The organism is Paenibacillus hemerocallicola (assembly GCF_006265175.1).
Classification (GTDB): Bacteria; Bacillota; Bacilli; order Paenibacillales; family NBRC-103111; genus Paenibacillus_AB; species Paenibacillus_AB hemerocallicola.
Window position 1 is genome coordinate 2,059 of the sequence record NZ_VDCQ01000003.1, and the last position, 23,090, is coordinate 25,148.

At 52.4% G+C, this 23,090-nt stretch carries 25 protein-coding genes; 17 read left to right on the plus strand and 8 right to left on the minus strand.

Translation table 11 applies throughout. The annotated features are described in order from the left end of the window. The first annotated feature begins 251 nt into the window (after positions 1-251). The 6 genes from FE784_RS02720 (at position 252) to FE784_RS02740 (ending at position 4,805) form a co-directional block, all read left to right on the plus strand. Positions 252-653 carry a GNAT family N-acetyltransferase gene (locus FE784_RS02720; RefSeq protein ID WP_139600597.1) on the plus strand — a complete coding sequence of 134 codons (402 nt, stop codon included), beginning with the start codon at positions 252-254 and terminating at the stop codon, positions 651-653. A 527-nt stretch (positions 654-1,180) separates the two neighbouring features. Next, positions 1,181-1,675: an ankyrin repeat domain-containing protein gene (locus tag FE784_RS02725; protein WP_246131876.1), complete on the plus strand. Its 495-nt coding sequence runs from the start codon at positions 1,181-1,183 to the stop codon at positions 1,673-1,675. A 54-nt stretch (positions 1,676-1,729) separates the two neighbouring features. Beyond that, the gene (locus tag FE784_RS42580) at positions 1,730-1,936 is read left to right on the plus strand and encodes an ankyrin repeat domain-containing protein (RefSeq protein ID WP_342779068.1); all 207 of its coding nucleotides are present in this window, start codon (positions 1,730-1,732) and stop codon (positions 1,934-1,936) included. 308 nt (positions 1,937-2,244) lie between these two features. Further along, on the plus strand, positions 2,245-3,033 hold the full coding sequence (locus tag FE784_RS02730) for an ABC transporter ATP-binding protein (protein WP_139600598.1): 789 nt from the start codon (positions 2,245-2,247) through the stop codon (positions 3,031-3,033). Positions 3,034-3,057: 24 nt separating this feature from the next. After that, positions 3,058-4,038, plus strand: coding sequence for an ABC transporter substrate-binding protein (locus tag FE784_RS02735; protein WP_139600757.1), 981 nt, complete (start codon positions 3,058-3,060; stop codon positions 4,036-4,038). Then, a complete protein-coding gene (locus FE784_RS02740; protein ID WP_139600599.1) occupies positions 4,035-4,805 on the plus strand; it encodes an ABC transporter permease in 771 nt (256 codons plus the stop codon). Before FE784_RS02735 ends, FE784_RS02740 begins: the two co-directional genes overlap by 4 nt. 58 nt (positions 4,806-4,863) lie before the next feature. Here FE784_RS02740 and FE784_RS02745 read toward each other — a convergent pair whose 3' ends face one another. Beyond that, on the minus strand, positions 4,864-5,316 hold the full coding sequence (locus FE784_RS02745; protein WP_139600600.1) for a winged helix-turn-helix transcriptional regulator: 453 nt from the start codon (positions 5,314-5,316) through the stop codon (positions 4,864-4,866). A gap of 140 nt (positions 5,317-5,456) precedes the next feature. On the opposite strand from FE784_RS02745, the gene FE784_RS02750 reads away from it, so the two are divergent. From FE784_RS02750 to FE784_RS02760, 3 genes are all read left to right on the plus strand, one after another. Then, positions 5,457-5,990: a DUF4242 domain-containing protein gene (locus FE784_RS02750; RefSeq protein ID WP_139600601.1), complete on the plus strand. Its 534-nt coding sequence runs from the start codon at positions 5,457-5,459 to the stop codon at positions 5,988-5,990. A gap of 30 nt (positions 5,991-6,020) precedes the next feature. Then, positions 6,021-7,109, plus strand: a complete 1,089-nt coding sequence (locus tag FE784_RS02755) for an acyl-CoA dehydrogenase family protein (RefSeq protein ID WP_139600602.1) — start codon at positions 6,021-6,023, stop codon at positions 7,107-7,109. A gap of 104 nt (positions 7,110-7,213) precedes the next feature. Beyond that, a complete protein-coding gene (locus FE784_RS02760) occupies positions 7,214-7,870 on the plus strand; it encodes a carboxylesterase family protein (RefSeq protein WP_139600603.1) in 657 nt (218 codons plus the stop codon). Between the two features lie 71 nt (positions 7,871-7,941). Here the strand turns inward: FE784_RS02760 and FE784_RS02765 are convergent, their stop codons facing one another. From FE784_RS02765 to FE784_RS02785, 5 genes are all read right to left on the minus strand, one after another. Further along, on the minus strand, positions 7,942-8,403 hold the full coding sequence (locus FE784_RS02765) for a hypothetical protein (protein WP_139600758.1): 462 nt from the start codon (positions 8,401-8,403) through the stop codon (positions 7,942-7,944). Then, a complete protein-coding gene (locus FE784_RS02770) occupies positions 8,403-9,197 on the minus strand; it encodes a hypothetical protein (RefSeq protein WP_139600604.1) in 795 nt (264 codons plus the stop codon). Before FE784_RS02770 ends, FE784_RS02765 begins: the two co-directional genes overlap by 1 nt. A 148-nt stretch (positions 9,198-9,345) precedes the next feature. Next, positions 9,346-10,752, minus strand: a complete 1,407-nt coding sequence (locus FE784_RS02775) for an enolase C-terminal domain-like protein (RefSeq protein ID WP_139600605.1) — start codon at positions 10,750-10,752, stop codon at positions 9,346-9,348. After that, the gene (locus FE784_RS02780) at positions 10,739-11,590 is read right to left on the minus strand and encodes a sugar phosphate isomerase/epimerase family protein (protein WP_139600606.1); all 852 of its coding nucleotides are present in this window, start codon (positions 11,588-11,590) and stop codon (positions 10,739-10,741) included. The genes FE784_RS02775 and FE784_RS02780 overlap by 14 nt, the downstream gene beginning before the upstream one ends. Positions 11,591-11,603: 13 nt before the next feature. Then, positions 11,604-12,587 (minus strand): hydroxyacid dehydrogenase, encoded by a 984-nt coding sequence (locus tag FE784_RS02785; protein ID WP_139600759.1) that lies wholly within the window; start codon positions 12,585-12,587, stop codon positions 11,604-11,606. Positions 12,588-12,720: 133 nt separating this feature from the next. Between FE784_RS02785 and FE784_RS02790 the strand changes: the two genes are divergently transcribed. From FE784_RS02790 to FE784_RS02820, 7 genes are all read left to right on the plus strand, one after another. Then, positions 12,721-13,494 (plus strand): helix-turn-helix domain-containing protein, encoded by a 774-nt coding sequence (locus FE784_RS02790; protein ID WP_176705917.1) that lies wholly within the window; start codon positions 12,721-12,723, stop codon positions 13,492-13,494. A 142-nt stretch (positions 13,495-13,636) separates the two neighbouring features. Continuing rightward, the gene (locus FE784_RS02795) at positions 13,637-14,653 is read left to right on the plus strand and encodes an ABC transporter substrate-binding protein (RefSeq protein ID WP_139600608.1); all 1,017 of its coding nucleotides are present in this window, start codon (positions 13,637-13,639) and stop codon (positions 14,651-14,653) included. A 122-nt stretch (positions 14,654-14,775) separates the two neighbouring features. Continuing rightward, complete coding sequence (locus FE784_RS02800) at positions 14,776-16,434, plus strand: AraC family transcriptional regulator (RefSeq protein WP_139600609.1); 1,659 nt, start codon at positions 14,776-14,778, stop codon at positions 16,432-16,434. A gap of 119 nt (positions 16,435-16,553) precedes the next feature. Further along, positions 16,554-17,336, plus strand: coding sequence for an alpha/beta fold hydrolase (locus FE784_RS02805; RefSeq protein WP_139600610.1), 783 nt, complete (start codon positions 16,554-16,556; stop codon positions 17,334-17,336). Between the two features lie 332 nt (positions 17,337-17,668). Then, positions 17,669-18,136: an SRPBCC family protein gene (locus FE784_RS02810; protein WP_246131877.1), complete on the plus strand. Its 468-nt coding sequence runs from the start codon at positions 17,669-17,671 to the stop codon at positions 18,134-18,136. Between the two features lie 51 nt (positions 18,137-18,187). After that, a complete protein-coding gene (locus FE784_RS02815; RefSeq protein ID WP_139600611.1) occupies positions 18,188-18,880 on the plus strand; it encodes a DUF7002 family protein in 693 nt (230 codons plus the stop codon). Positions 18,881-18,987: 107 nt separating this feature from the next. Further along, positions 18,988-19,722, plus strand: a complete 735-nt coding sequence (locus FE784_RS02820; protein WP_139600612.1) for a class I SAM-dependent methyltransferase — start codon at positions 18,988-18,990, stop codon at positions 19,720-19,722. A gap of 87 nt (positions 19,723-19,809) precedes the next feature. Here the strand turns inward: FE784_RS02820 and FE784_RS02825 are convergent, their stop codons facing one another. Continuing rightward, positions 19,810-20,166, minus strand: a complete 357-nt coding sequence (locus FE784_RS02825) for a hypothetical protein (RefSeq protein WP_139600613.1) — start codon at positions 20,164-20,166, stop codon at positions 19,810-19,812. Positions 20,167-20,199: 33 nt separating this feature from the next. Further along, positions 20,200-20,910: a pirin family protein gene (locus tag FE784_RS02830; protein ID WP_139600614.1), complete on the minus strand. Its 711-nt coding sequence runs from the start codon at positions 20,908-20,910 to the stop codon at positions 20,200-20,202. A gap of 131 nt (positions 20,911-21,041) precedes the next feature. Here FE784_RS02830 and FE784_RS02835 point away from each other — a divergent pair, with 131 nt between their 5' ends. Next, the gene (locus tag FE784_RS02835; protein ID WP_139600615.1) at positions 21,042-23,045 is read left to right on the plus strand and encodes a GTP-binding protein; all 2,004 of its coding nucleotides are present in this window, start codon (positions 21,042-21,044) and stop codon (positions 23,043-23,045) included. The last annotated feature ends 45 nt before the right edge of the window (positions 23,046-23,090 follow it).

Genomic DNA, 23,090 nt, shown 5'->3' on the forward strand with positions numbered 1-23,090 from the left:
TACCGGGCAATAAATCCCGAAAGCGATACGTTGAGAAACTCGGAGCAATGTGCTCCGGGTTTTTCGTATTTTCTATGGTAATGGCAAGTGCGCCATTAACGAAACATTGAATTAAAACATTAAAGTGCTATGATAAACTTCTGCAAAATTGAACGGATGATTTCGATGTCATTGTATTCGGACCTTATCACTTGCATTAATGTTGTAATATTGAGTTAAAGGTTTTCATTTTACAATAGAAGGAGAAAAAAATGAATATTTTATATGAGGTTCCGGATGCCAAAGAGTACATTGCACTGAGAATAGCCGCGGGTATGAACGCTAAGGATGAATCGGTAGCGAAAACGGCTTTGAGCCATTCGATTTTCTCCGTGATTGTAAGGGGCGAGCATTCGGAGCTTATTGGAATGGGACGAATGATTGGCGACGGAGCTTGTTTTTTTCAAATTGTCGATATTGCCGTCAGTCCTTCTCACCGAGATCAAGAGTTGGATAAGGTCATAATCGGCGAGATCATGGATTACTTGAATCAAAATGCTCCGGAAGGCGCTGATGTTATTTTACTGACAGATGTACCGGCAATCGGTCTGTATCAGAAGTATGGCTTCGAGTTCACCTATCCAAAATCAATAAGCCTGTGTAAGACGATGTAGAACCGGATTGGGGTTCCTAGACTCATCCAATACAGATACAGATGTCCGGTTATGGACAGCTTATTGCGAATCGGCGGTTTCCTCTTCAATTAGCGGAGCTGGCGTATGTTATTGACCCGAAAAGCATTGCCGACAGCAAAATAACGGAAAACCATTCCCCTAATACGCTGTTCACTGCCCATTTTCACCCGAGAGAACGAAATAACGGAAGCCTGTGTCGTTATATTCAAGAGTGTAACGAAAATCGAGCCAATAACGGAATCCAGTGCCGCTAATTTCAGGCAACGCCATATTGAATTCGGGGTTGCATTGGGACTTAGCCCAAAAATATTTACTCCTCCAATGACGAAGTAACGATCTGGCTGCCACATGTACTTTTTATCATTTGGAGGAAGTCGAAGCATGTACCGGAACGATTGAGGAGGTTGCGGATTAGATTACGGTTTCTTTGCCTGTAGGCCAGGCGATGCGCAGATCCCTTAAAAAGCTCCTGTGCTTTGACATAATACGTTTGGAGGAGGTTGGACATGTACATTATACCCGAAGAGTCGCCGCTTGCCGTCGCCATAGTCGATGCGATCCGATCCGGCGATGTTCAAGCATTGAAGAAACTGCTGGCCGACAATCAAGGCCTCGCAACGGCGAGAATTGCCGGAAAAGAAGAAGACAAGTGCGACAAGGGCGGTATGTCGCGCACGCTTCTGCATGTAGCGACCGATTGGCCCGGCCATTTTTCGAATGGAGCGGAGACGGTAACCGTTCTGATCGAGGCGGGAGCCGATGTGAACGCCCGTTTTACCGGACCGCATACCGAGACGCCGCTTCATTGGGCTGCAAGCTGCGATGACGTCGAAGTGCTCGAGGTATTGCTCGAAGCCGGTGCCGACATCGAGGCAGACGGTGCGGTCATCGCCGGCGGTACGGCATTGGACGATGCGGTGGCTTTCGGTCAATGGCGTGCCGCGCGAAGTTTGGTCGAGCGAGGCGCGCGCACGAAACTTTGGCACGCCGCGGCGCTCTGACTGTCGGATCGGGTCGAAAGCTACTTTACCGGCAGCACTGCGCCCACGACAGAAGTGGTTACCGCCGCCTTCTGGCAGGCATGCCACGGGGGACAACAGCGAACCGCCGAATACCTTCTCGATAAGGGGGCCGACGTCGATTGGATCGGCTACGGAAGTCAGACCGCCCTCGATATCGCACGCCGTAGCAATGCCGATGAACTGGTAGAGTGGTTGCGTGACCGAGGCGCACGGTCGTCCGATGAGGTGCAGGGCAACTAACCGGGTACGTCTTGTACGCAGTACCAAGCTTTCAAGCAAGCTTCCGGGAGACGGGGGCTTGCTTTTTTCCGTTAATCGTATTGGATTCTGCATCAAGTGGATGGATCACGATGAGGCGGAGTGGATGGTTACATGGAAGCCGTGAACGGCTAAACTAAATATGATCAGGTTAATACAAGTATCCCTACAGAAATTGTATAAATTATTGGTTGTATTTTTAAACAAAGTATATTAAAATAACCATTAGTTAATTCATACTAAACAGCTTGGAAAAGTGCAGTTAATCGTGTCGAAGGGGAGGAACACCGTTGGTGCAATCGGAAGCGGTACAGGTTCTGAATGTCAGCAAAAGCTTCTCGCAGGGCAAGGAGAAGCCGGAACAGGTGCTGCGAAACATTTCGTTCCATGTAAAGAAAGGCGAGATCGTGACACTGCTCGGACAGAGCGGCTGCGGGAAAAGTACGCTGCTCAACATCATTGGCCGCTTTGAAAGGGAAGATAGCGGAACGGTGCTATTCGGCGGAAAAACCGTGGACCGACCGAACCGGAGCTGCATTATGATGTTTCAAAACTATGGACTGCTGCCCTGGCGCTCGGTGCTCGGAAATGTGGAGCTGGGCCTTGAAGAACAAGGCTTGAATGCGAAGACGCGAAGAACGCGGGCGCTCGACTACTTGCGCCTCGTCGGATTGGAGGATAAGGCCGATTCCTTTCCCCTTCAACTATCCGGAGGCATGCAGCAGCGCGTCGCGCTTGCCCGAGCGCTAGCTATCGAGCCGGAGCTGATCTTGATGGATGAGCCGTTCGCCGCGCTCGATACGTTTACGCGCTACCATTTGCAAAACGAATTGCTGCGCATCCAGAAGCAATCCAGGACAACGATTATCCTTGTCACCCACGACATTGACGAGGCGGTTTACTTATCCGACCGGATCTTGATCTTAAGCTCGAACCCCGGCACGATCCATAAAGAAATCGGCGTACATACGACCAAGCCGAGAGATCGCGGACACGGGGATTTCCAGCATTTCCGCAAGCAGATTCTCGAGCAGTTCCATTTCAACGGAGCCATATCCGCTGCGGAATTCAGTATTTGAGGAGGAACCGAAATGAGGTTTAACATGCGAAAAATCACCTTATCTGTATCCATCGTATCGTTGCTGACGCTAATTACGATTTTGACGGCATGCGGTCAAAGTAAAGAAACGGTGCAATCGAACGGCAATGAACAGAAACGAGTTATCAAGATCGGATATTTGCCGATCACGCACGCTGCTCCGTTATACATAGAAGAAGAGCTCGGGAAAGGAAAGTTTACCCATTTCGAATTGCAATTGGTCAAATTCGGTTCTTGGCCGGATTTGATGGATGCGCTGAATACCGGTAATATCGACGGGGCATCCGTCCTGATCGAGCTGGCCATGAGGGCCAAAGAGCAAGGAATCGATTTGAAGGCGGTCGCTCTGGGGCACAAAGACGGCAATGTAGTCGTGACGACCAACGATATCGAGAAAGTGAGCGATTTGAAGGGGAAAAACTTCGCCATCCCGCACAAGTTTTCCACGCATAACGTGCTGCTTTATTTAATGATGAAGCAAAATGGAATGAATTACGACGATGTGAATGTGGTCGAGCTGCCGCCTGCCGAGATGCCGGCCGCTTTATCGGAGAAAAGAATCGCCGGTTACGTCGTTGCCGAGCCTTTCGGGGCTAGATCGGTCGCCATCAAAAAGGGAAAGGTGCTGTTTCAATCCGAGCAGCTGTGGAACGACTCGGTCGATTGCGGACTCGTCCTGCGAAGCGATCTGATCCGTAAAGACCGGGAAGCCGTCAAGGAATTCGTGACGAAGTATGTGGAAGCGGGAGCGAAGGCGGAGCTCAAGGATGAGCAGGCCAAAAAAATATTGTCAAAGTATATGAACGTGGAGGATCAGGTGCTCGACTTGTCGCTGCAATGGATCAAGTATGACGAGCTGAAGCTGGACAAAGGTTCGTATGAGGAGCTGCGGAATTATATGACGGAGATGGGTTTGTCCAAAAATCCGCCGAGCTTTGAAGAGTTTGTCGACAATTCCTTTATCGAGGAAGCTTTGAAAAGATGACGAAACGACTGACGAAAACATCCAACATATTGATAGCCTTCATTCTGCTAGTCGCGGCATGGCAAGCCGCTGTGCTGATCGGACAATTCGAGGAATCCTTATTTCCGCCTCCGCTGCAAGTATGGAAGGGCATCGTATCCCTTGTGCGGGACGGCACGTTATTCATCCACCTGCAAGTAAGCCTATTCCGTTTTGCAGTCGGATATAGTACCGCGGTTATTTCAGCCGTGGCGCTAGGTCTTGCTCTAGGACTACTGCAACGGCTATGGGCGTATATCGATCCGATCATACAAGTGCTTCGTCCGGTATCTCCCATTGCGTGGTCGCCCTTTATCGTATTATGGTTCGGGATCGGCGACGCGCCGGCCATTGTCATTATTTTTTTGGCGGCCTTTTTCCCCGTGCTGCTATCGACGGTGGCGGCCGTGCGGAAGGTGGAGCCGATCTATATCAAAATCGCCCACAATGTAGAGATGACGCGCGGCAGCCTCATTGCCAAAATTATATTTCCGGCATCATTCCCGTACATTGCCAACGGGTTGCATATCGCCATCGGAACGTCATGGATTTTTCTCGTTTCCGGCGAGATGGTCGGGGCGCAGTCCGGATTGGGCTATTTAATCGTCGATGCCCGAAACTATTTGCGTCTGGATCTCGTGTTCGCCGGTATCATCTTAATCGGAATTTGCGGCCTTCTGCTGGATAAAGCCGTCGGACTGCTGGAAAGAGGTATCGAGCGGCAGTGGGGAATTGCGCCGAAGGAGTAAGCGGCACATGACAGGCAAGGAAACGGAAGCCGTCCGTCCTTGCCCGTATGGGTACGCGTCATGATTGTTGAAGCTGCAGATCGGAGGAAGCAAGCTCGGTTACTTTCAAATCCGTTACATTTTGTTCGCAGTGCGGACAGTAATAGGCGATTTGGACCTCGTGCCCGCAAGAGGCGTGTATCAGCTTCTTATAGCATTTCTGCAGGTGCTCCCGGCCCCATAGTACGAGCGAGTGGAACACGTTCTCCAAAGCTTTGCCGCTCTCCGTCGCGGTATAGCTGTAGCGCGGAGGGTGCTCGGAGTACAGCCGCGATTCGATCAATCCGGCCTCCTCCAAATATTTCAATCGCTCGGATAGAAGGCGGGAAGAAATTCCTTCCAACGATTTCTTGATTTCATTAAAGGTGGTGTGCCCTATCAGCACTTCGTGAATGATGAGCAGCGTCCAGCGGTCCCCGATAATGTTCAACGTTTGGGCGATATTGCAGGGCAAATCGTATCTGTCTTTCATGAATGTTACCTCCAAAAAACAACGTTGCTCTTATCATACCATATCTCGCCAAGGATCAAGTTGATTTTTTCTACTAAGTAAACTAATATTACTAAAGATTAGTGAGTTTTAAAAATATACTTACTTGGAGGAGAATGAACATGGCGTTGTATTTGGTAGAGTCCGCATTGAATGGTGCAGTGAAGGATCAAGAGGGGCTGAAGAGCAAGCTGGAAAGTCTTCAACGGGAGCTGGCGTCCCACCCCGTTGCCGTTATCGAGGTTCAAGTGTCGAAAGATTTCGGCAGAGCGTTTTTTATATTCGAAACGGACGAAAGGGAGCTTGTGCACGAAACGTTGCGGAATGCCGGAATACCGGTTATCTTGAGCAAACCCGTGCGGCTTGTAGGCCAAGATTTAGATGCGGTGAAACGGCAGTCCGATGCGGTTAATTATGTTGTGGAGTGGAATCTGCCCGAGCATTTGACGATGGATCAATACCTGGAGCGCAAAAGAACCAATTCGGCCCATTATGCGGAGGTGCCGGAGGTTCAGTTCTCCAGAACGTACGTATGCGAGGATATGACCAAATGCTTGTGCTTCTATGACGCTCCGGGCGAAGCGGCTGTCAAGAAAGCCCGGGATGCCGTAAAAGCGCCTATCGATTCGATAACGGAAATCATTCCGGGAAAATAAGCGCAGTTACAGATCAGGGGTTGAAACGAAATGAATAGAAGCGAGTCTGGCCACGGCAATCTCCTGAATGAAATCATTCATCGTACTTTAAAGCCAAGGATTAAAAAGATCGACGCGGCAGGATATTATCCGTCGGAGTATTTGAAGGAGCTCGGACGGGCGGGCCTGCTCCCGTCGCAGCGCGATACCGCGGCGGACATTATGTCCGGAGGCGTGCGTCTGGTGGAAGAAACGGCGAGAGCCTGCATGACCACCGCCTTCAATCTATGGTGCCATCTGGCTGCGACCACCTATTTGAGAGAGAGCGGCAACCCTTACTTGGTGCAAAATGTGCTGCCTCTGCTCGAAAACGGGGAAATGCTGGGCGGCACCGGGCTGTCCAATCCGATGAAGTATTACTCCGGACTGGAAAGTCTTTGCTTGCGGGCCGAAAAGGTCAGCAACGGGTACATCGTGACGGGCACGCTGCCAAGCGTGTCCAATCTGGGACCCGATCATGGATTCGGCATTATCGCATCCTTGGACGAGAACCGGCGGGTTATGGCGTTTGTCCCATGCTCCGCAGAAGGGCTAACATTGAGAGAAAAGTCCAGCTTTCTCGGCTTAAACGGGAGTGCGACATATGTCTGCGAATTCAACGGTGTGTTTGTTCCGGACGAATGGATGATATCGGAGCAGGCTGATGCGTTTGTGGCCAAGATTCGTTCCGTATTTTTACTGTTTCAGATCCCGCTGGGGCTTGGCGTAACAGACGCTGCGATCCGCTGCATGTACAAATCGAGGGGGAGACAGGACGGATGCAGCCGGTATATCCCGGACCAGCCCGAGACGCTGGAACGGGATCTGCAGCCGTTGAGGGAGAGAGCCTATCGGTTGGCTTCGTCCAAGGAAGCTCCTCCCGAATGGAACGATGCGGTGAATTTGCGATTGGAAGTAACTTATTTAACGTTGCGAGCCGTCCAAGCCGATATGCTTCATTGCGGAGGTCCCGCCTACTTGCAGCAAAGCGACCCGTCCCGCAGGCTGAGAGAAGCTTACTTCCTGGCCAATCTGACGCCGACGATCAAGCATTTGGAGAAAATGCGCAGCATCCAGGCTCGCGGCGGGCGAGGTTGCTAACCTTCTCATTCATCTCGATAAGTGGAAATTAGAGGAATACGCATCGTGCGGCTCGAATATAAACCACAACCAACGGCTTTATATTCCGGAAAGGGAGTGCACCGATGAGTCAATCCGCCTATCGGATGGAGAAGGAAATCAGGAAGAACGTGCAATTAAACTATTTGCTGCACTTGCCGGAACAATACGGGAAACAAGCGGGAGTGAAATGGCCACTGATCGTATTTCTTCACGGATCGGGCGAGCGTGGCGACGACATCGAGAAAGTGAAAATTCACGGTATCCCCAAAATCGCGGAGAGGGACCCAAGCTTTCCGTTTATTGCCTTATCTCCCCAATGCCCCAAAGATTCTTACTGGAATATCGAGCAGGATGGAGTTATGGCGCTGTTGGACGAGATTGTGACCGGCTATAACGTAGACACGAGCAGGATCTATCTGTCCGGGCTCAGTATGGGCGGATACGGCACCTGGAAGCTGGCTTGCGATTATCCCGACAGGTTTGCGGCCATTGCGCCGATTTGCGGAGGGGGAGACCCTTACCGGGCGAAAGCTTTAAAACATACTCCCGTATGGGCGTTTCACGGTGCCAAGGATAGTGTCGTGTCGATTGGCGAATCGGAACAAATGGTCGAGCGGCTAAAGGCTGGCGGGGGAAATGTAAGATTTACGGTCTATCCCGATGCCGACCACAATTCGTGGACGGAAACGTACGATAATCCGGAGCTGTATGAATGGATGCTCCGCCATTCGCGGACTTGAAATAAGGGGGGAGAAAGTCGCGCAACCGCGGCTTTTTTCGCGTTCCGGTGACCTTTCCAATCGATCTGTGCTCAGTTTTGAACTCTTGCTATTCCCAGCGCCAGGTGATGCCAGAGTATACTTTCGGCAAGATCGGCTTGCTGGTCTTCGCATTCCACGATCAAGATCACTTGCGAATTTTTCCCGCGTAAAAGCCGCTGGCGCTTTTTGATCACTTTGTAAACAAATAAATCAATCAGAAATCCCGATAAAAATCCTCCGCCGGCTCCGATAAGTCCCCAATAAATCGGACCCCATTTCAAAGAAAAGCCGACGCTTGCTCCAATGACGGATAGTGCGGTCCCCAGCGCCGCTCCCGTGCTGATAAGCGATACTCCATCTGAATTATGAGTGGAGTCGAATATTCTTCGTTCCACTTTGCGGTTCGTGAGGGGGACGGCAAAAATTCGTTCTTTTTTCACCCCTGCTTTTTCCAATTCCATTATCGCCAATTCCAAATAATTGGAATGTTCAAAGGTGGAAAAAACTTGTATCAACGATTTTGCACCGTCCCTTTTTTTACTTTGAAGTCGGCATGCTGATAATTGGATTTGAGAAAATCCTGTTGTTCTTTTTCAAACAATTTGTTGTTTTCCACGGTGTTGATATAGGAATCGTAAATCGCAAACCCCCACATGGAAGGCATATACAAAAGCCACTGCTTGTCCAACACGTCTGTCGCTTTCCGAATTTCTCCGAAGAAAAGAAGTTGGACGGCTTCGAGCAAATGGGAGAAATATAAGAAGGCGATCGTCCAGACCAGCGAAAAAAATGCCGTTATGATTCGATGAATATGCAATTGCCCGAGTCCCGGCATAAATATCGACCAAAAGACGGACATGATCGGACTTCGTTTGTCCAAATAGTTGATTTCCAGCGATCCGATGCTAAAGGAATTAAACGGTGCGTTTTCTTTCTCGGCGAGCAAGTACACTTTATTCATGTCGACTGCCGTGCGATAGCTGTCCCAAATGGCAAATAAATACACCGGGATGTACATAAGCATCCATCTGGAATTCAAAGCTTGCCTGGCCAGCTCAATATTGCCGCTAAAGGAATAAACCATCGCCAAATTGATTTTGGCGTTATAATTCACGAACACCTCCCATATGAAAAGGACCAATCCGCGCAAATACTTACCCAGCAGGAGATGGCCGAATCCGGGGAATGCGGCCGACCACCATGCCATAATGTACGGGTTACGCAAGTGGAATTGGGTTGTGCCGAAAATACTTACATGGGCCTTGTAGCGACGGTAAAGATTGTTTGAATTTTTATAGTTATCCATCCCGAAACGCCCTCTGTTTTTTGGTTTAGCAGCATACATGAAGTATTTCCAAATAATCGGCGTTTAAAATATCGGATTGGTTCGTATGCGAAAAGGGCTGTCCGGAGACAGCCCTTCCATAATAAGCGGACAAACCACGGGTAGTCGTTTAGGCTCCGCTACGCGGGTAGCTGACCACCGGTTCCGGAAGAGGTCTGCCGATCGCCTCCACCTTGTAGCCGAAACCGTATCCGCTTAGGCTGTCCAAAGAGACTTTTCCGTTTCTCCGCGTATATAGCCCGGGGTGAACCGCAGCTTCGTATAGGGAAGCTTCCGGATAAAATTGCATGCTGTTCGTTTCCACGCCCATGATCGTTCCGGCATGGTAGGCGAGCAGCGCATGGGGAATTTGCGCAAGCATCGGGTTCGTCAAGTCCTGAACCATCAGCGTCATGCCGTGCGCCTTAGCCCAGCATAGACTCAGCAGGGCGCCGGTCTGCGTTTTGCAGGTTTTCAAGGCGACCCCGCTCCAGCCGAGCTCCCGTCCCAGCTTCACGAGCTCCCAATCATGGGCGCTTTCGTCCATAAACAGCGGCTTTCTGGCACTGACGCTGCGGACGTCGAGCGGATTCGATTCCAGATCGTAAGGGAAGGGCTGCTCGATGTATAGAATGGATTTATAGATGTCCGGATGCTCGACCAACAGTCGATCCAGAATATCGTTGACGTAGCCGCAATCGGTAACCTGACAATTGAAATCCGCCGACAGCCATAATACCCCGTTGTCCAGTGCGAGCTGTCCCGCCTGCTGCATACGCCGGTAATCCCACTCGGGATCGTTGCCCGTCAGCTTGATTTTCAAGCAGGAAAGGCCGTCCCTGCGCATCCACTGCTCCAACGTATACGGATAGCCGTCATTCTCGTCATTCTCCGCCGGCTCGTGATCGAACAGTCGATCTTTGCCTCCGACCAGGTGCCACGCAATCAATTGCTTATGCTCCGGTATTACGAGAAAGTCGGCCGGATATTTGCCGGCAAAGGGATTGGGCTTACCGTGCAGAGACGGGAAGTAGGCGCTCAAGTCCCGGTTCATATAGTCGCCGCCATAGGTGGCATATACCGGAACCCGGTTCGCGTGGCCGTAAGCGTCGTGGATTGCGATATCGAACAGCGAGAAGCATACGAGCGCGGCCAAATAAGGGAGCTTGAGGCCGGAAGCTTGCGAGAACGATTCGGTCAATCCCGGCAAAGCCCGTTCCATGAACGAATGCCCCAGCTCAAAAGCATGTCCTTGCTCGTCCCAATCGGACAGCGCCGCCGCGATTTGGAGACAGAAGCTCTTCAAGGCTTGCTCCCTGACGCCGTATGGCAAATCGCCGGGCCATACCCACTGTACGCTCAGAGGCGTTTCGCCCCAGCCCGAGGCTGTCGCGCCATCACGATTCTCCACGTCTACGCGGACTCTGGCGCAAGTAACGGACGTCAACACTTCCGCTCCGAATTTGAGCGGCACCCGTGTCTGGACTGGCAGGAAATACAGCTCCAACCCCCGGATCCGAATGTCATGCTTGTTCATGCCGCTGCTCCTTCCCGAAAGCTTCCTGAATATAGGCCAGTTCTTCCCGCAAAGAGGCAAGATGGAGTGAGCGGTCGGAAGGATGGTAAAAAGGCTGAATGTTGACTGCGACCGGATGATCCAAAGCTCGCAGGCTTTTGCCGATATCGTGCCAATTGATAAGCCCTTCCTGACAAGGCGCCCACGACGCCGACCAGCCTTTGCCCGGCAAGCTGCGGCCTGCGGGATCTTGTCTCGGAGCGACATCCTTGACGCCGACCGCAGCCAAATAGGTCCCCAATAAGGAGAATGCCCTTCCGTAATGCTCTCTTCCTTCGTGGAACTGGTTGCCCGGATCCAGCATAATGCCGACATGCTCCGCCGGCAGACCCGAAACGATGTCCAGTGCCGATTGCGAATGCTGGATCAATTGCGAGGAGCCGTGGTGCACTTGATAAATCGCTTTCATCCCGAAGGTCGAGCATAGCTCCGCCAGCTTTTCCATCTGCGAGCGCGCTTCCGCCAATTGCCGGGACAACTCGATTGAAGGCCCATAGGGAAAATATCCGATGCGCAGAGCGTTCACGCCCAGCGACGATAAAATCCGAAGGGGATCGGGATCGTCCAGCAGCATCTTGGGCGTATACGAGGTTGTGGCGAGCTCCACGCCGATTCCATGCCCTCGCATGAACCCGACATAACGCGATGCTTCCCGTTCGAGTCCCGAGTGTGTGACCCAATAGCCGTCGCGAACGATCAAGTCCACGCAATCCGCGCCCGCCTCGGTCAACAAGCCGGCCAGCGTCTCGAGCGGTACGTCCTGAAGCAGCTTCGGGAACAAGCTGTAGACTGCTTTCATTCGAATCCGCCTCCTAAGCCATCCGCTCGAGCATATTCCAGTCCACGACCATCAATGGGCGCTTCCCGGTCACGTGAGCCTCGATGTCGGCAGCGACCTGATCGCCGATATGATAGCTCGCGCCGCCGGCAAGATGAGAGGTGTATACGACGTTCGGCAAAGAACGGATCGGGTTGTCCGGATGCGCCGGTTCAGGATCGGATACGTCGAGAAAGGCAAATAGCCGTCCTTGTTCAAGCTCGCGGATTAGCGCGCTTTCGTCAATGCAATCGCCTCTGGACGTATTGATGAAGACGCAGTCGTCCTTCATCGCTTGGAAATGCTCCGATTTCATCATCCGGTACGTTTCTTTCGTCCGGGGCGTATGAAGGGTTATCGCGTCACAGGCGGCGCACAATTCCGTAAGCGAATCGACTTTTTCTGCCCCCAGTTCCGCTGCCGCTTCACGTGTCATATACGGATCATACAGCAGCACCCGGGTCCGGAAAGGGCGAAGCAGCTTCATAACTTCCCGTCCGACCCAAGAAGCGCCGATGACGCCTACGGTCGCCCTGGCCGCGTACAATTTGTTGATCGGCTTCGCTCCCCGCACTGTCCGGTTTTGCTGCGAATTCGGAATGATTCTGCGCAGCCCGACGATGATTTCTCCCAACACCATCTCGGCAACCGTTCTGGCGATGGCGGGCGCGCACGAGGCGATGAGCAACTCCCGGCCCCGCAAATCGTCGGTGAAGAAATGCTTAACCGTACCGGCCGCATGCTCCCATAATTGCAGCTGCGGGCATTTCTCCAGTATCGCTTTTGTCGGAATCGCCGTTCCCCAGGAGCCGACAGCGATATGGCATGTTTGCAGAAAATCGCCGGCTTCCTCCTCGGTGAACGGTTTGTCCGTATCGTTCCAAATTACCTCGGCGACATTTTGCAGTCTTGCTCTGCTGTCCGCCGAGAACAGCTCCGCACACGCTTTCGATGGGATCAGTATGCCTACTTTAACCATATTGTTCACGCTCACCTCTTTGTTTTATAATACTATTACCCTATCATGAGCACGGTCGGAAGCGAATGTCAGAATCATCGGATTACTTGTCATTATGTGTGATCTCAATTCACGTCCGTCAGGGAGGATACCTATGAAATCAGCAGTGCTCTCCGTCTACTTCGGGGCCAAAACGGTTCCGTCTATCGTCGAACCGCACACGCACGAATATTGGCAGATGGAAATCGTAACGCAAGGCGTCATAGGCAGCAGTCTGCTTGGCGAAGGTCATCTCTTGGAAACGGGAGATATGCTGCTGATCCCGCCGGGCTGGGAGCACGAATTCATGTATCGCAAGCCAGGCGTCGCCTGGATTACTTTAAAGTTTGAACGGGAGAAGGACGACGATGTCGTATGGGGAGGGATCATCCGCGGCAACCAGTTCACGAACAGGCTCGTCTCTTCCTTTAAAACCGCGATTCACGGCTCGGCGAACAAGCAGTACGAAAAAGTATTCGTGAGCGGCTTCCTCGAAACGATGTTTCACTACATCCTGTCCGACGATTTCAATAAGACGGACGATGCGTCCAGTCTGATGCTCCGGCAAATCGAGGAGAAGGTGTTGAATCGGGACGGAAAAGCGGTTACCGTGAACGAACTTGCCGCCGAGCTGTCTTATACGCGAAGCCATTTATCCAAATCGTTCAAAGAGATTACCGGAGACAATTTGAAAGCCTATATTGACAAAACCCGCATCCGCAAAGTGGAGGAAATGCTCCGTTACAGGGAGCACAGCATAACGGAAATCGCCGCCGATCTCGGGTTCAACGATATTTTTTCGTTCTCCAAATTTTTCAAGAAGCATACGGGCTTCAGTCCAAAGGAATTCAAGAGAAAGGTGGCGGAGCGGAGGGACGAGTCGGATTGAGGCCGGATCGGCTTTGTACAAAAAAAATAAGCAAGATATTGATTTATCCATTGAGTTATGTCCGGTATTTTTGTACCCTCTTTACAGATAATGATAATCATTATCTGTATGCATGGCCACATGGCGGGAGGGAACTAGGTTGATGAAGATAGCAAGAAAAACCGTTGCGGCGATGGCGATGACGGCGGTTGTAGGAATGATGCTGCTGGCTTGCACGAACGGCAATACAGACGGGGGCTTGACCGGAACGGAAGCGGGAAACCGCACCGCAGCGGATACGGCTGCAAAGCAAGAAAGTCATGAACGGACGTCGTCGAGTGAAAAGGCCGCAACGCGCGTTTACAACGATTACAAGGGGCATGCGGTAACGATCCCGGCTGCGCCGAAGCGCGTCATATTCGCAGGAGAGACAACCGGCGATCTGATCGAGCTCGGTATTCCGCTGGTCGGCATTTTTGGAAATAACCTCGAAGGAAGAATATACCAGAAAGAAGCGGCCAAAATCGAAAACGTAGGCTTTCCGATCAGCTTGGAGAAAGTCGTCTCCTTAAATCCCGATCTTATCCTAGTAGCCAGCACCGATGAGAATGCATATGCCCAACTGGCCAAAATCGCGCCGACGATTATGTTCGATACGTTCGCCGGGCTCGACACGCGCATGAAGGAGCTTGGCCTTATTTTCGACAAGCAGAAGGAGACTGCGGACTGGCTCCAGAGCTATAACGCCAAGGCCGAGGAAATGTGGAAGAAGCTCTATGCCACCGTGCTGAAGCCGGGCGAGACGGCTTCCGTCTTTACTTTTTATCCGGGCGACCGGTTATTCGTAATGGCGAGAGCCGGATTGCCGCAGATGCTCTATGGAGAAGGCGGATTGAAGCCGACGGCTCCGATTCGGGAAGTTTTGGATTCGAACCAAGGCTTCAGGCAAATTTCCGCCGAAGCCATCGGTGATTTTGCCGGCGACCGCATCTTCATTCTGGACCCGGTTGCCGACGAAGCGAAGCAGTCGACGGAGAAGCTGCTGAACAGTCCGGTGTGGAAAAATCTCCCTGCCGTCAAGAACGGTCACGTGTACAGAATGTATATCCAGAAATCGGACTCGGATGCCGTTACGCGGAAATGGATGCTGGAAGAGCTGCCCAGAATGCTGGCGAAATAATACCCGGTCGCGATCGGGTGCATAAGCAAGCTTTTCAATCTTTGGGTTGAAAGGCTTGTTTTTTGTATTATATAATAGTAATTAATGATAATCATTCTCAATTGAAGGAGAGGCGTTTCGGCGTGAGCAACCCCATCATCCCTTCCATGTTCAGGCGATCCTTGCTGTTTCATTTGGAAACGGTCCGTATGCACCGGGTGCCCCCGGGAAAAGCAGAGTCGCCCGAGCCTCGGGACGCATATACGTTGTTCGTCGTATTGGAGGGAGAAACGGAACTGACCGAGGGCGGCAGACTCTTGCATATGCTTCCCGGCGCGGCATTCCTGTCAGGTCCGCAAAATCATATCGCCCTTCGAAATATCGCGGCCGGCTCGTTTGATTATTGCGTAATGACCTTTGCAGCAATAGAGGTAAGAGAACGAATTCCCCATACATACGCGGAAGAGCCGAAGGCGGGGGCGGGCTACCTGTTGGCAAGTCCGTTGAATCGCGTGCTGCGTCTAATCGAGCAGATCGTGAAGGATTCGCCGTCGCCCGGCGAAATAGACGAATATAGACGACAGGCTTGCTTTCAGGAGATGATGGCGCTTCTGATCGAATTCAATTACAAGTCGGAGAACCGCAGTGCGGCCAAGCTTGTCGACGATTCTCTCGCCTATATGCATGCTCACTATATGGAAGACATTAGCGTTCGGCAGCTTGCGAAGCTGGCCGACGTTCCTCAGCACCAGTATACGTCCGTATTTCAGCAGGCGACGGGCAAAAAACCGCTCGATTATTTAAACGGTCTCCGAATCGAACGCTCCAAAGAGCGTCTTCGGGCTTCCGATGCCCCGCTGCGGGAAATTGCCCGGCAGGTGGGTTATCGCGATGAATATTACTTTAGCCGCCGCTTCCGGCAGCTGACGGGGCGTACGCCGAGGCAATACACCCTGACGCCGCCAGAGCGCGTCAAGGTTCGGGACTGGCTGGGCAGAACCGTCGAAGTTCCGGAGAGCCCCCGCAGAATCGTTTACCATGGAGAGACGGTAGGCGACCTGCTCGCGCTTGGCGCGGAGGTGGTCGGCGGCAGCGCATTCTGGTCGCAGCGCTCCGTACTGGGAAATCTATTGCGCGATGTGGTCGATGTAGGGTTTATGATCGATGAAGACAAGCTGAGAGGGCTGAAGCCGGATTTGATCATTCTGGCGAGCAGCGACGAGAACAAATACGGCAAGGCCGCGGCTATCGCGCCGACGGTAACGTTCGATTCGTTCGCGCCTCTACGGGATAGAATGTCCGTTCTGGGCAATCTGCTCGGGCTCCGCCATTCGGCCGAGCAATGGCTGAATACTTATGAGGAACGCTCCGCCCGCATGTGGCATAGGCTGAGAGACGAGCTTGCTCCCGGAGAGAGCGCGTCGGTATTCATTGCCGACCGCTGCGGCAAGTTTTTCGTGATGGGCGCCATCGGGCTTCCCAAGACGTTGTATCACGATTCGGGCTTTCGGGCTCCGTCTTACATCGGGCAGTTGATAAGCCAGGGCAGATTCTATAAGGAAATTGTCCCTCGCGATCTGCCCGCGCTCGCCGGAGATCGGATCTTTATGGTGTTGACCTCGGAAGAGTCATCGCGGAAGGCTGCCTATGCGCTCGCGAACAGTAAGTTGTGGCAAGATTTGCCCGCCGTTCGCGCAGGCCGCGTTTACTGGGTAGAAGACGAGTCGTGGAATTACGGCGACGCTTTAACTTGCGACCGGTTGGTTGAACAGCTCCCGGCCCTGCTGCTCCAATCATCCTAATCCGCATTCGAGCAAAAATAGACGAAGACGATACAATCCTTCCACCTTCTCAAAGAATATAGTAATTCTGATACCGCTTATATGCGCGCGAGATTACGAAGCTGGGGAGTGGGACATGGATGAATAAAGTTTTCGTCAACGGCGTGAATATATGTTACGAATCGGCGGGGGAAGGATTCCCCTTGATCGGGATCACGGGGAAAGACAGCAATATGAACTGGTGGAACCCGACGATGAAGGCGGCGTTAAGCGAAAGGAACCGCTTCATCATGCTCGATAATCGGGGCTCGGGCCGAAGCGACGCCCCGACGGAAGCATACGGCATCTCGGACATGGCCAAAGATGTCGTAGGGCTGATGGACGCCTTGGGCATCGAGAAAGCGCATATTCTGGGCCAATCGATGGGCGGAATGATCGCGCAGGAAATCGCGATCGAGCATTCCGAGCGTGTGGCGAAATTAATCTTATGCTGCACGACGAGCGGGGTAACCCGGGTGGTGCCTTCTTGGCGGATGATAAAGTGGCTGTGGCGAAAAAAAGCGGGATTCTCCCCTCAAGACACGCTGAACATGCTGTTCTCCAAAGACTACATGCAACAAAATCCGGCGATGATCGCGGCACTCTTCGAACGGATGCAAATGGCGCCCTCGAACGCCAGAAGCATAGAGATTCATAAACTGGCGAACAAAAGCTTCGACTCGTATCAGCGACTCGGCGGGATCACGGCGCCGACGCTTATCCTTCACGGCGAAGAGGACTGGGTCTTCCGTCCGAAGCACGCCAAAATTTTGAACCAGCGTATCGCAGGCTCGGAACTGATCCTGTTTCCTCACGCGGGCCACGGCGTCTTCTCTCAGGAGCATCGCAAGGTGCTGGAGGAGATCCGCCGTTTTCTCGATTGACGCGTGCGGCTTTGATCGTAGCTCATGGCATATGTTTCAACTCGCTTAGTTACATGAAGGCTGCCTATTTGCAGAGCAGTCTTTTTTGTTTTTGTCGGAACGGGCACTCCGTACGCTTATCCCGAGATGGACCAAGGACACAGGGGATGCGCTAAACGGCGGGAAGGAATGCCTTTATCGCGTGCTTAACGTTTTTTGCGGAAATTCATCTTGGGTTTGCAATGGCGCAGTTCGATTTAGCGAAATTGAATTTTCTGTGGCGTCAAGAAATACTAACCCGCCGTAACATGGTATAATATAGGAAACACTTTATTATGAAAGGATGAATCCAAGTGGCTATCCTGAATCAAGTACCGATTGTAAAAGTAGAAATGCTGATACGCAAACCGGTTAACGAGGTGTTTGAAGCTTTTATCGACCCGGCGATTACTACCAAATTTTGGTTTACCAAAAGCAGCGGGAAATTGGAGACCGGCAAACGCGTCCAGTGGGAGTGGGAAATGTACGGCGCCTCCGCTGACGTGGATGTAAAAGATATCGTGCCAAACAAGCGAATATTGATCGAATGGTCGCCCAACAACACGGTGGAATGGATTTTTGCTCCCAGAGCGGATAACGAAACGTTTGTCACGATTACGAACAGCGGCTTTGAAGGAGATGGGGACGACATCGTAAATCAAGCCTTGGATTCAACGGGTGGCTTTACGATGGTACTATGCGGCCTTAAGGCGTTTCTCGAGCACGACATCGTCTTGAATCTCGTATCGGACAAAGCTCCGGACGCCCATGTGAAGCGTTAACAATCGACACTATGTTTTTGCGGAATATATCTACGGGTAAGGAGAAGGACAATGCGCGAAGATATTGTGGCGGCCATAACAAAAACAACGAACAGGCGTTCCTTGTTCCACTTTACAAGGGCTGACAATTTGCTGGCCATTGCCCGTCTCGACTCGTTGTTGTCCAGCAGCCGAATCGATCCCGGTCTGACAGGTGAGCGGCGACTGCAGGCGATGAAAGTAACGTCCGATAAATATTCCATTACTATAAATGCTCATTTGAAAATTCCCGACATCATGATGGACGCTTCGATTACTCAGGAGCAATTTCGGACATGCCTGGACCGGCATGTCTTTTTTTGGCCGACGCTCAAGGATTGTCGGAAGATGATGGATACGTACGCCAGAAGAGAACCCGAAGAAAGGTTCGCCGTGCTGGAATTTGATGCATATTTTTTGATGACCGGTCATTTTTCCGCCGTGAAGTTGTCCAAATACGATTCGGGGAGTGCGCCACGCTTTCCAAAAACATGCTCCTATAGGAAAAGCTTGGAGATGTTTCTGCCCCTGGATCAATTTAAGCTAGTATCGGGCAGCATTGTACCCACGAAGGCATCCGAAATACGCGAGGTACTGATCGAAGATCGGGTTATGAATGTCTCAGACTATTTGCAAGCGGTTTACGTCGATCGTTGTGAAGATGCGCCAATGCTTTGGAGGAAATGGATTCGGCCGCTAGCGGAATTGAGGGACAAGGGTAGGTGATTCAACATAAAAACCTCCAACCTGAGACTTTATCTGTGCTCGAGTTTCATTTTCTCGATTGCTTCTTATAAATTCTAAACAGATCAAATCAGGAGGCGTCGGTTGTTATGAAACAGAATAAATATGACGATCCCGGATTCTTCGAGCAATACAGCCGGATGCCTCGTTCGATCGGCGGGCTGAATGCTGCGGGGGAATGGCACGAACTCCGAGCGTTGCTGCCGGAGCTGCGCGATAGGCGCGTTCTTGATCTTGGCTGCGGCTTTGGTTGGCATTGCCGATATGTGCGCGAACAGCAAGCCCGATCGGCAGTAGGGGTCGATCTCTCGGAGAAAATGTTAGCCTATGCCCGTGAGAACACCAACGATTCCGCAATCGAGTATCGTCGGCTGGCAATCGAGGACATCGACTTTGCCGCAGGGGAGTTCGACGTGGCGATAAGCTCGCTTGCCCTTCATTATGTGGAGCGCTTCGACTTCGTTTGCCGCAAAGTTCATCATTGTCTCGTACCCGGAGGCACGTTCATACTGTCGGTCGAACATCCGGTCTTTACCGCTCTCGCTGCACAAGACTGGCATTATGGTCCGCAGGGCGAGCGGTTGCATTGGCCTGTAGACGACTACCAGAATGAAGGCGTGCGGCAGACAAGATTTCTGGACAATGATGTCGTCAAATATCATCGAACGATCGCAACCTACATCAATACGTTGCTTGATTCGGGATTCACGATAACGAAGCTCTCGGAACCTCAGCCGACGCAAGAAATGCTCGCCGCCAATTCCGAGATGCGAGACGAAACCCGGCGTCCCATTTTTCTCTTGATCGCAGCGGTCAAAAATTAGGGTTGCGCCAAAAGACCGCTTAGCGCATAACACGCGCAAGCGGTCTTTTTGGTATGCAGGTCAGGCGGAGAGAATGCCCGGCATTCGTCATTTCGACCAGTCTGCGCATTTGTCGCAAGTGGAGTAATCGTCCGGTATATACTCGATGCGCGATCCTGCATAAATTCGCAGTAGCCCCAGTTCCGCATCATAGTCGACCGGTCCGTCCTTCACGTAATACCAGGTCTTCAGCGTAGGCGCCTGTTCGTATTCCTGGAAAATAAAAACATTCAATTCTGTCTTGTGCCTCAGCAAGTGACTTGCCGGTTCGCCCGGGGGCAGCTCTACATCGAATTGCCAGCCTTCCCCTGAAGGAGAAACCGAGTAAGGAACCGGATCTACGCGTGTATCCACGTACACCATTCCGCCCACCGCATGTTTGATCAACAGCGTTTGTCTCATCATTTATCGTCTCCTTACATTAGCACCGGCCGGTTTCTACAGATCAATCAGCATGAAGAACGCATTTGCTTCCGCTGTCAGCTCAAGCCGCCGCTGGCTCTGCGCCTGCAAAACCTCCGATTCGGCAATCGAGGTTCGGTTTCCTTCGGATGGCAGGACGGCAAGCCGGCCTGAGATCATATACAGAAAATGTTTGCGCCCCGGTTCGGATTCGTAAGTTAGCGACCGTCCCGGTTCGAGCTTGCCCAGATAGATCGTCAAATCTTGGGCAATCGTTGCCGAGCCCGGAAGAGACTTGCCGGATACTACGGGCAGCAACGCGTTGGCCAATCCGTCAGGTTCGTAGCGGGAAGTTTCGTAAGAGGGGAGCAGGCCTCGTTCCCTAGGCATGAACCACAGCTGCAGCAGTCGTAGCTGTTCCGTATCCGAATCGTTAAACTCGGTATGAATGATTCCGCTGCCCGCCGTCATACGCTGTACTTCGCCGAATGAGGCCACAGCCCTGTGTCCCAGGTTGTCTTCATGGCGTATCCGGCCGTTCAGCACGATCGTAACGATCTCCATGTCGCTGTGCGGATGAGCGCCAAATCCGGTGTCCGGCGCCAGTATATCGTCGTTGCAGACGCGCATGACCCCGAACCCTTCGCGATCCGAATTCTGATAAGACCCGAATGAAAACACGGGTCTGGACTGCAGCCAGCCCAGGTCGGCAGAATGCCGTGCCGCTGCGGGGAAAATTTCGATCATGTGTCACACCCCCGATTTCCATTTTCCTCATTATAGCTTATGTCGTCACGTATCTCCACAGCGTGATGCGGGGCTGCGCGGAGAGATCTATGGTACAATGGGCGTACATGAACCCGGAGGTAACGCCATAAATGAACGAAGCACATCGGAATCCGATTCGAAATGTCGGTATTTTTGCTCACGTCGATGCAGGCAAAACGACGACGACCGAACATATATTGTTTGAGAGCGGTCGCATCCGCTCGCTTGGCAGCGTCGATACGGGTACTGCCCAAACGGACCGGATGGAGGTTGAGCGGGAGCGCGGCATTTCGGTCCGCGCGGCGGTGACCCGTTTCACCCGCAATGGCGTTCAGGTCAACTTGATCGATACGCCCGGACATGTGGATTTCCTCTCCGAGGTTGAACAGTCTCTCCGCGTCATGGACGGAGCCGTGTTGATCGTCTCGGCGGTCGAAGGCGTGCAGGCTCAGACGGAAGTCATATGGCAGGCGCTTCGCGATCTAGACATCCCGACAATCTTATATGTGAACAAGCTCGATCGGATCGGTGCTGATCCATTAGGCGTATTGACCCGCATTCGCAAGCTGATGTCCGCCCGGTCCGTACCGATTCAGGCGCCGATCGGAGTGGAAGAACAATATGTCGGAAACAACGATCTATTGATGGCGGAAAAAACGGATGAAGGTCCCATTGAGACACAATCGTACCGGGATCTCCTCGCTGAGACTATAGCAGAACGCAGCGATACGCTGCTGGAGAGTTATATCGAGAAAGGATGTCTGCACGCAGTCGAGCTGTTGCCCGCGCTCGAGGAGGGGATTCTCCGTTCGGAGCTCTTCCCTGTGCTGTTCGGCGCATCGAACAGGGGGTTAGGCATTCAACAGCTGATGGATGCGATCGTGCGATGGCTGCCGGGCCCTTCGGGGGATGCCGATTCTCCTGCGGCCGGTATCGTATTCAAGCTCGAGCGCGATCCGGATATGGGACGGATTGCTTATATGCGCTTATACAATGGTACGCTGCGCAATCGGGAGCTCGTACATAACTCGACGCTGGATATTCACGAGAAGATCACCCAAATTCGCAGGATCGACTTGGGTAAAGCCGAGGATATCGGTATAGTAAAGGCCGGCAATATTGCGGCGGTGTACGGAATGAATCGGACTCGCGTCGGCGACATAATCGGAGCGTCCTCCGGGGTCCCGGGGGAGAGAAGACTGGCAGTACCGCTATTAACCGTACAAGTCCGCTGGAACGATGTCGCCGACTCCCCGAAGGTGGTAGCGGCCTTTCAAGAGCTGGCCGACGAAGACCCGCTGCTTGACGTGCAATGGCTTCAAGAGGAAAGGGAGCTGCACGTGAAGGTCATGGGTCCCATACAAGTGGAGGTTTTGGTCTCGGTGCTGAAAACCCGTTTCCGGTTGGATGTCCGCTTCGACCCGCCGTCGGTTATATACAAGGAGACGCCGTGCGGCGTTGGAGAAGGCTTCATTGCATACACGATGCCTAAGCCGTGTTGGGCGATCTTGCGCTTCCGGATTGAACCCGGGTTAAGGGGGAGCGGTCTGCAGTACGTTTCCGATGTCAAATCGGAACGCTTGCTCGAGAGTTATCGGAACGAGGTTGCGCGTCGAGTGCCCGAGGCGCTGCAGCAAGGTCTGCACGGCTGGCAGGTGACCGATTTGAAGGTAACGCTGGCGGATGGCGAGCATCACGTTTGGCATACGCATCCGCTCGATTTCGTCATTGCGACTCCAATGGGCATTATGAACGGGCTCGCAAATGCGGGAACGAAGCTGCTCGAGCCGCTGCTGAGGTTCCGCTTGTCCGTTCCGGAGGAATTCGGCGGCAAGGTGATGAACGAGCTGATCCTGATGCGCGGCGAGTTCGACTCCCCCGTCATTCGCGGGGGGCGGTTTGAGATTGAGGGGGTATTGCCTGTAGCGACATCGATCGATTTTCCCGCCCGACTCGGTTCGTTGACAAAAGGTCGGGGAATCTTATCGACAATGTTCGAAAGTTATCGGGAGTGCCCTCCTGACGTTAAGGCGGAGAGGAAGCGAAGAGGCGTCAATCCTCTCGATCAGGCGAAATATATTTTGGCGGTACGCAATGCGCTGACCCAATCTTAATGGGAATTTTATCATTAATTAACCTTCTACATAATTTGTAGTTAA

What these genes read in the sequence shown, in the direction of transcription:
- FE784_RS02720 (WP_139600597.1), top strand. Translation starts at nt 252, where the DNA reads ATGAATATTTTATATGAGGTTCCGGATGCCAAAGAGTACATTGCACTG.
- FE784_RS02725 (WP_246131876.1), top strand. Translation starts at nt 1,181, where the DNA reads ATGTACATTATACCCGAAGAGTCGCCGCTTGCCGTCGCCATAGTCGAT.
- FE784_RS02735 (WP_139600757.1), top strand. Translation starts at nt 3,058, where the DNA reads ATGCGAAAAATCACCTTATCTGTATCCATCGTATCGTTGCTGACGCTA.
- FE784_RS02740 (WP_139600599.1), top strand. Translation starts at nt 4,035, where the DNA reads ATGACGAAACGACTGACGAAAACATCCAACATATTGATAGCCTTCATT.
- FE784_RS02745 (WP_139600600.1), bottom strand. Translation starts at nt 5,316, where the DNA reads ATGAAAGACAGATACGATTTGCCCTGCAATATCGCCCAAACGTTGAAC.
- FE784_RS02750 (WP_139600601.1), top strand. Translation starts at nt 5,457, where the DNA reads ATGGCGTTGTATTTGGTAGAGTCCGCATTGAATGGTGCAGTGAAGGAT.
- FE784_RS02755 (WP_139600602.1), top strand. Translation starts at nt 6,021, where the DNA reads ATGAATAGAAGCGAGTCTGGCCACGGCAATCTCCTGAATGAAATCATT.
- FE784_RS02760 (WP_139600603.1), top strand. Translation starts at nt 7,214, where the DNA reads ATGAGTCAATCCGCCTATCGGATGGAGAAGGAAATCAGGAAGAACGTG.
- FE784_RS02770 (WP_139600604.1), bottom strand. Translation starts at nt 9,197, where the DNA reads ATGGATAACTATAAAAATTCAAACAATCTTTACCGTCGCTACAAGGCC.
- FE784_RS02775 (WP_139600605.1), bottom strand. Translation starts at nt 10,752, where the DNA reads ATGAACAAGCATGACATTCGGATCCGGGGGTTGGAGCTGTATTTCCTG.
- FE784_RS02780 (WP_139600606.1), bottom strand. Translation starts at nt 11,590, where the DNA reads ATGAAAGCAGTCTACAGCTTGTTCCCGAAGCTGCTTCAGGACGTACCG.
- FE784_RS02785 (WP_139600759.1), bottom strand. Translation starts at nt 12,587, where the DNA reads ATGGTTAAAGTAGGCATACTGATCCCATCGAAAGCGTGTGCGGAGCTG.
- FE784_RS02790 (WP_176705917.1), top strand. Translation starts at nt 12,721, where the DNA reads ATGAAATCAGCAGTGCTCTCCGTCTACTTCGGGGCCAAAACGGTTCCG.
- FE784_RS02795 (WP_139600608.1), top strand. Translation starts at nt 13,637, where the DNA reads ATGAAGATAGCAAGAAAAACCGTTGCGGCGATGGCGATGACGGCGGTT.
- FE784_RS02805 (WP_139600610.1), top strand. Translation starts at nt 16,554, where the DNA reads ATGAATAAAGTTTTCGTCAACGGCGTGAATATATGTTACGAATCGGCG.
- FE784_RS02815 (WP_139600611.1), top strand. Translation starts at nt 18,188, where the DNA reads ATGCGCGAAGATATTGTGGCGGCCATAACAAAAACAACGAACAGGCGT.
- FE784_RS02820 (WP_139600612.1), top strand. Translation starts at nt 18,988, where the DNA reads ATGAAACAGAATAAATATGACGATCCCGGATTCTTCGAGCAATACAGC.
- FE784_RS02825 (WP_139600613.1), bottom strand. Translation starts at nt 20,166, where the DNA reads ATGATGAGACAAACGCTGTTGATCAAACATGCGGTGGGCGGAATGGTG.
- FE784_RS02830 (WP_139600614.1), bottom strand. Translation starts at nt 20,910, where the DNA reads ATGATCGAAATTTTCCCCGCAGCGGCACGGCATTCTGCCGACCTGGGC.
- FE784_RS02835 (WP_139600615.1), top strand. Translation starts at nt 21,042, where the DNA reads ATGAACGAAGCACATCGGAATCCGATTCGAAATGTCGGTATTTTTGCT.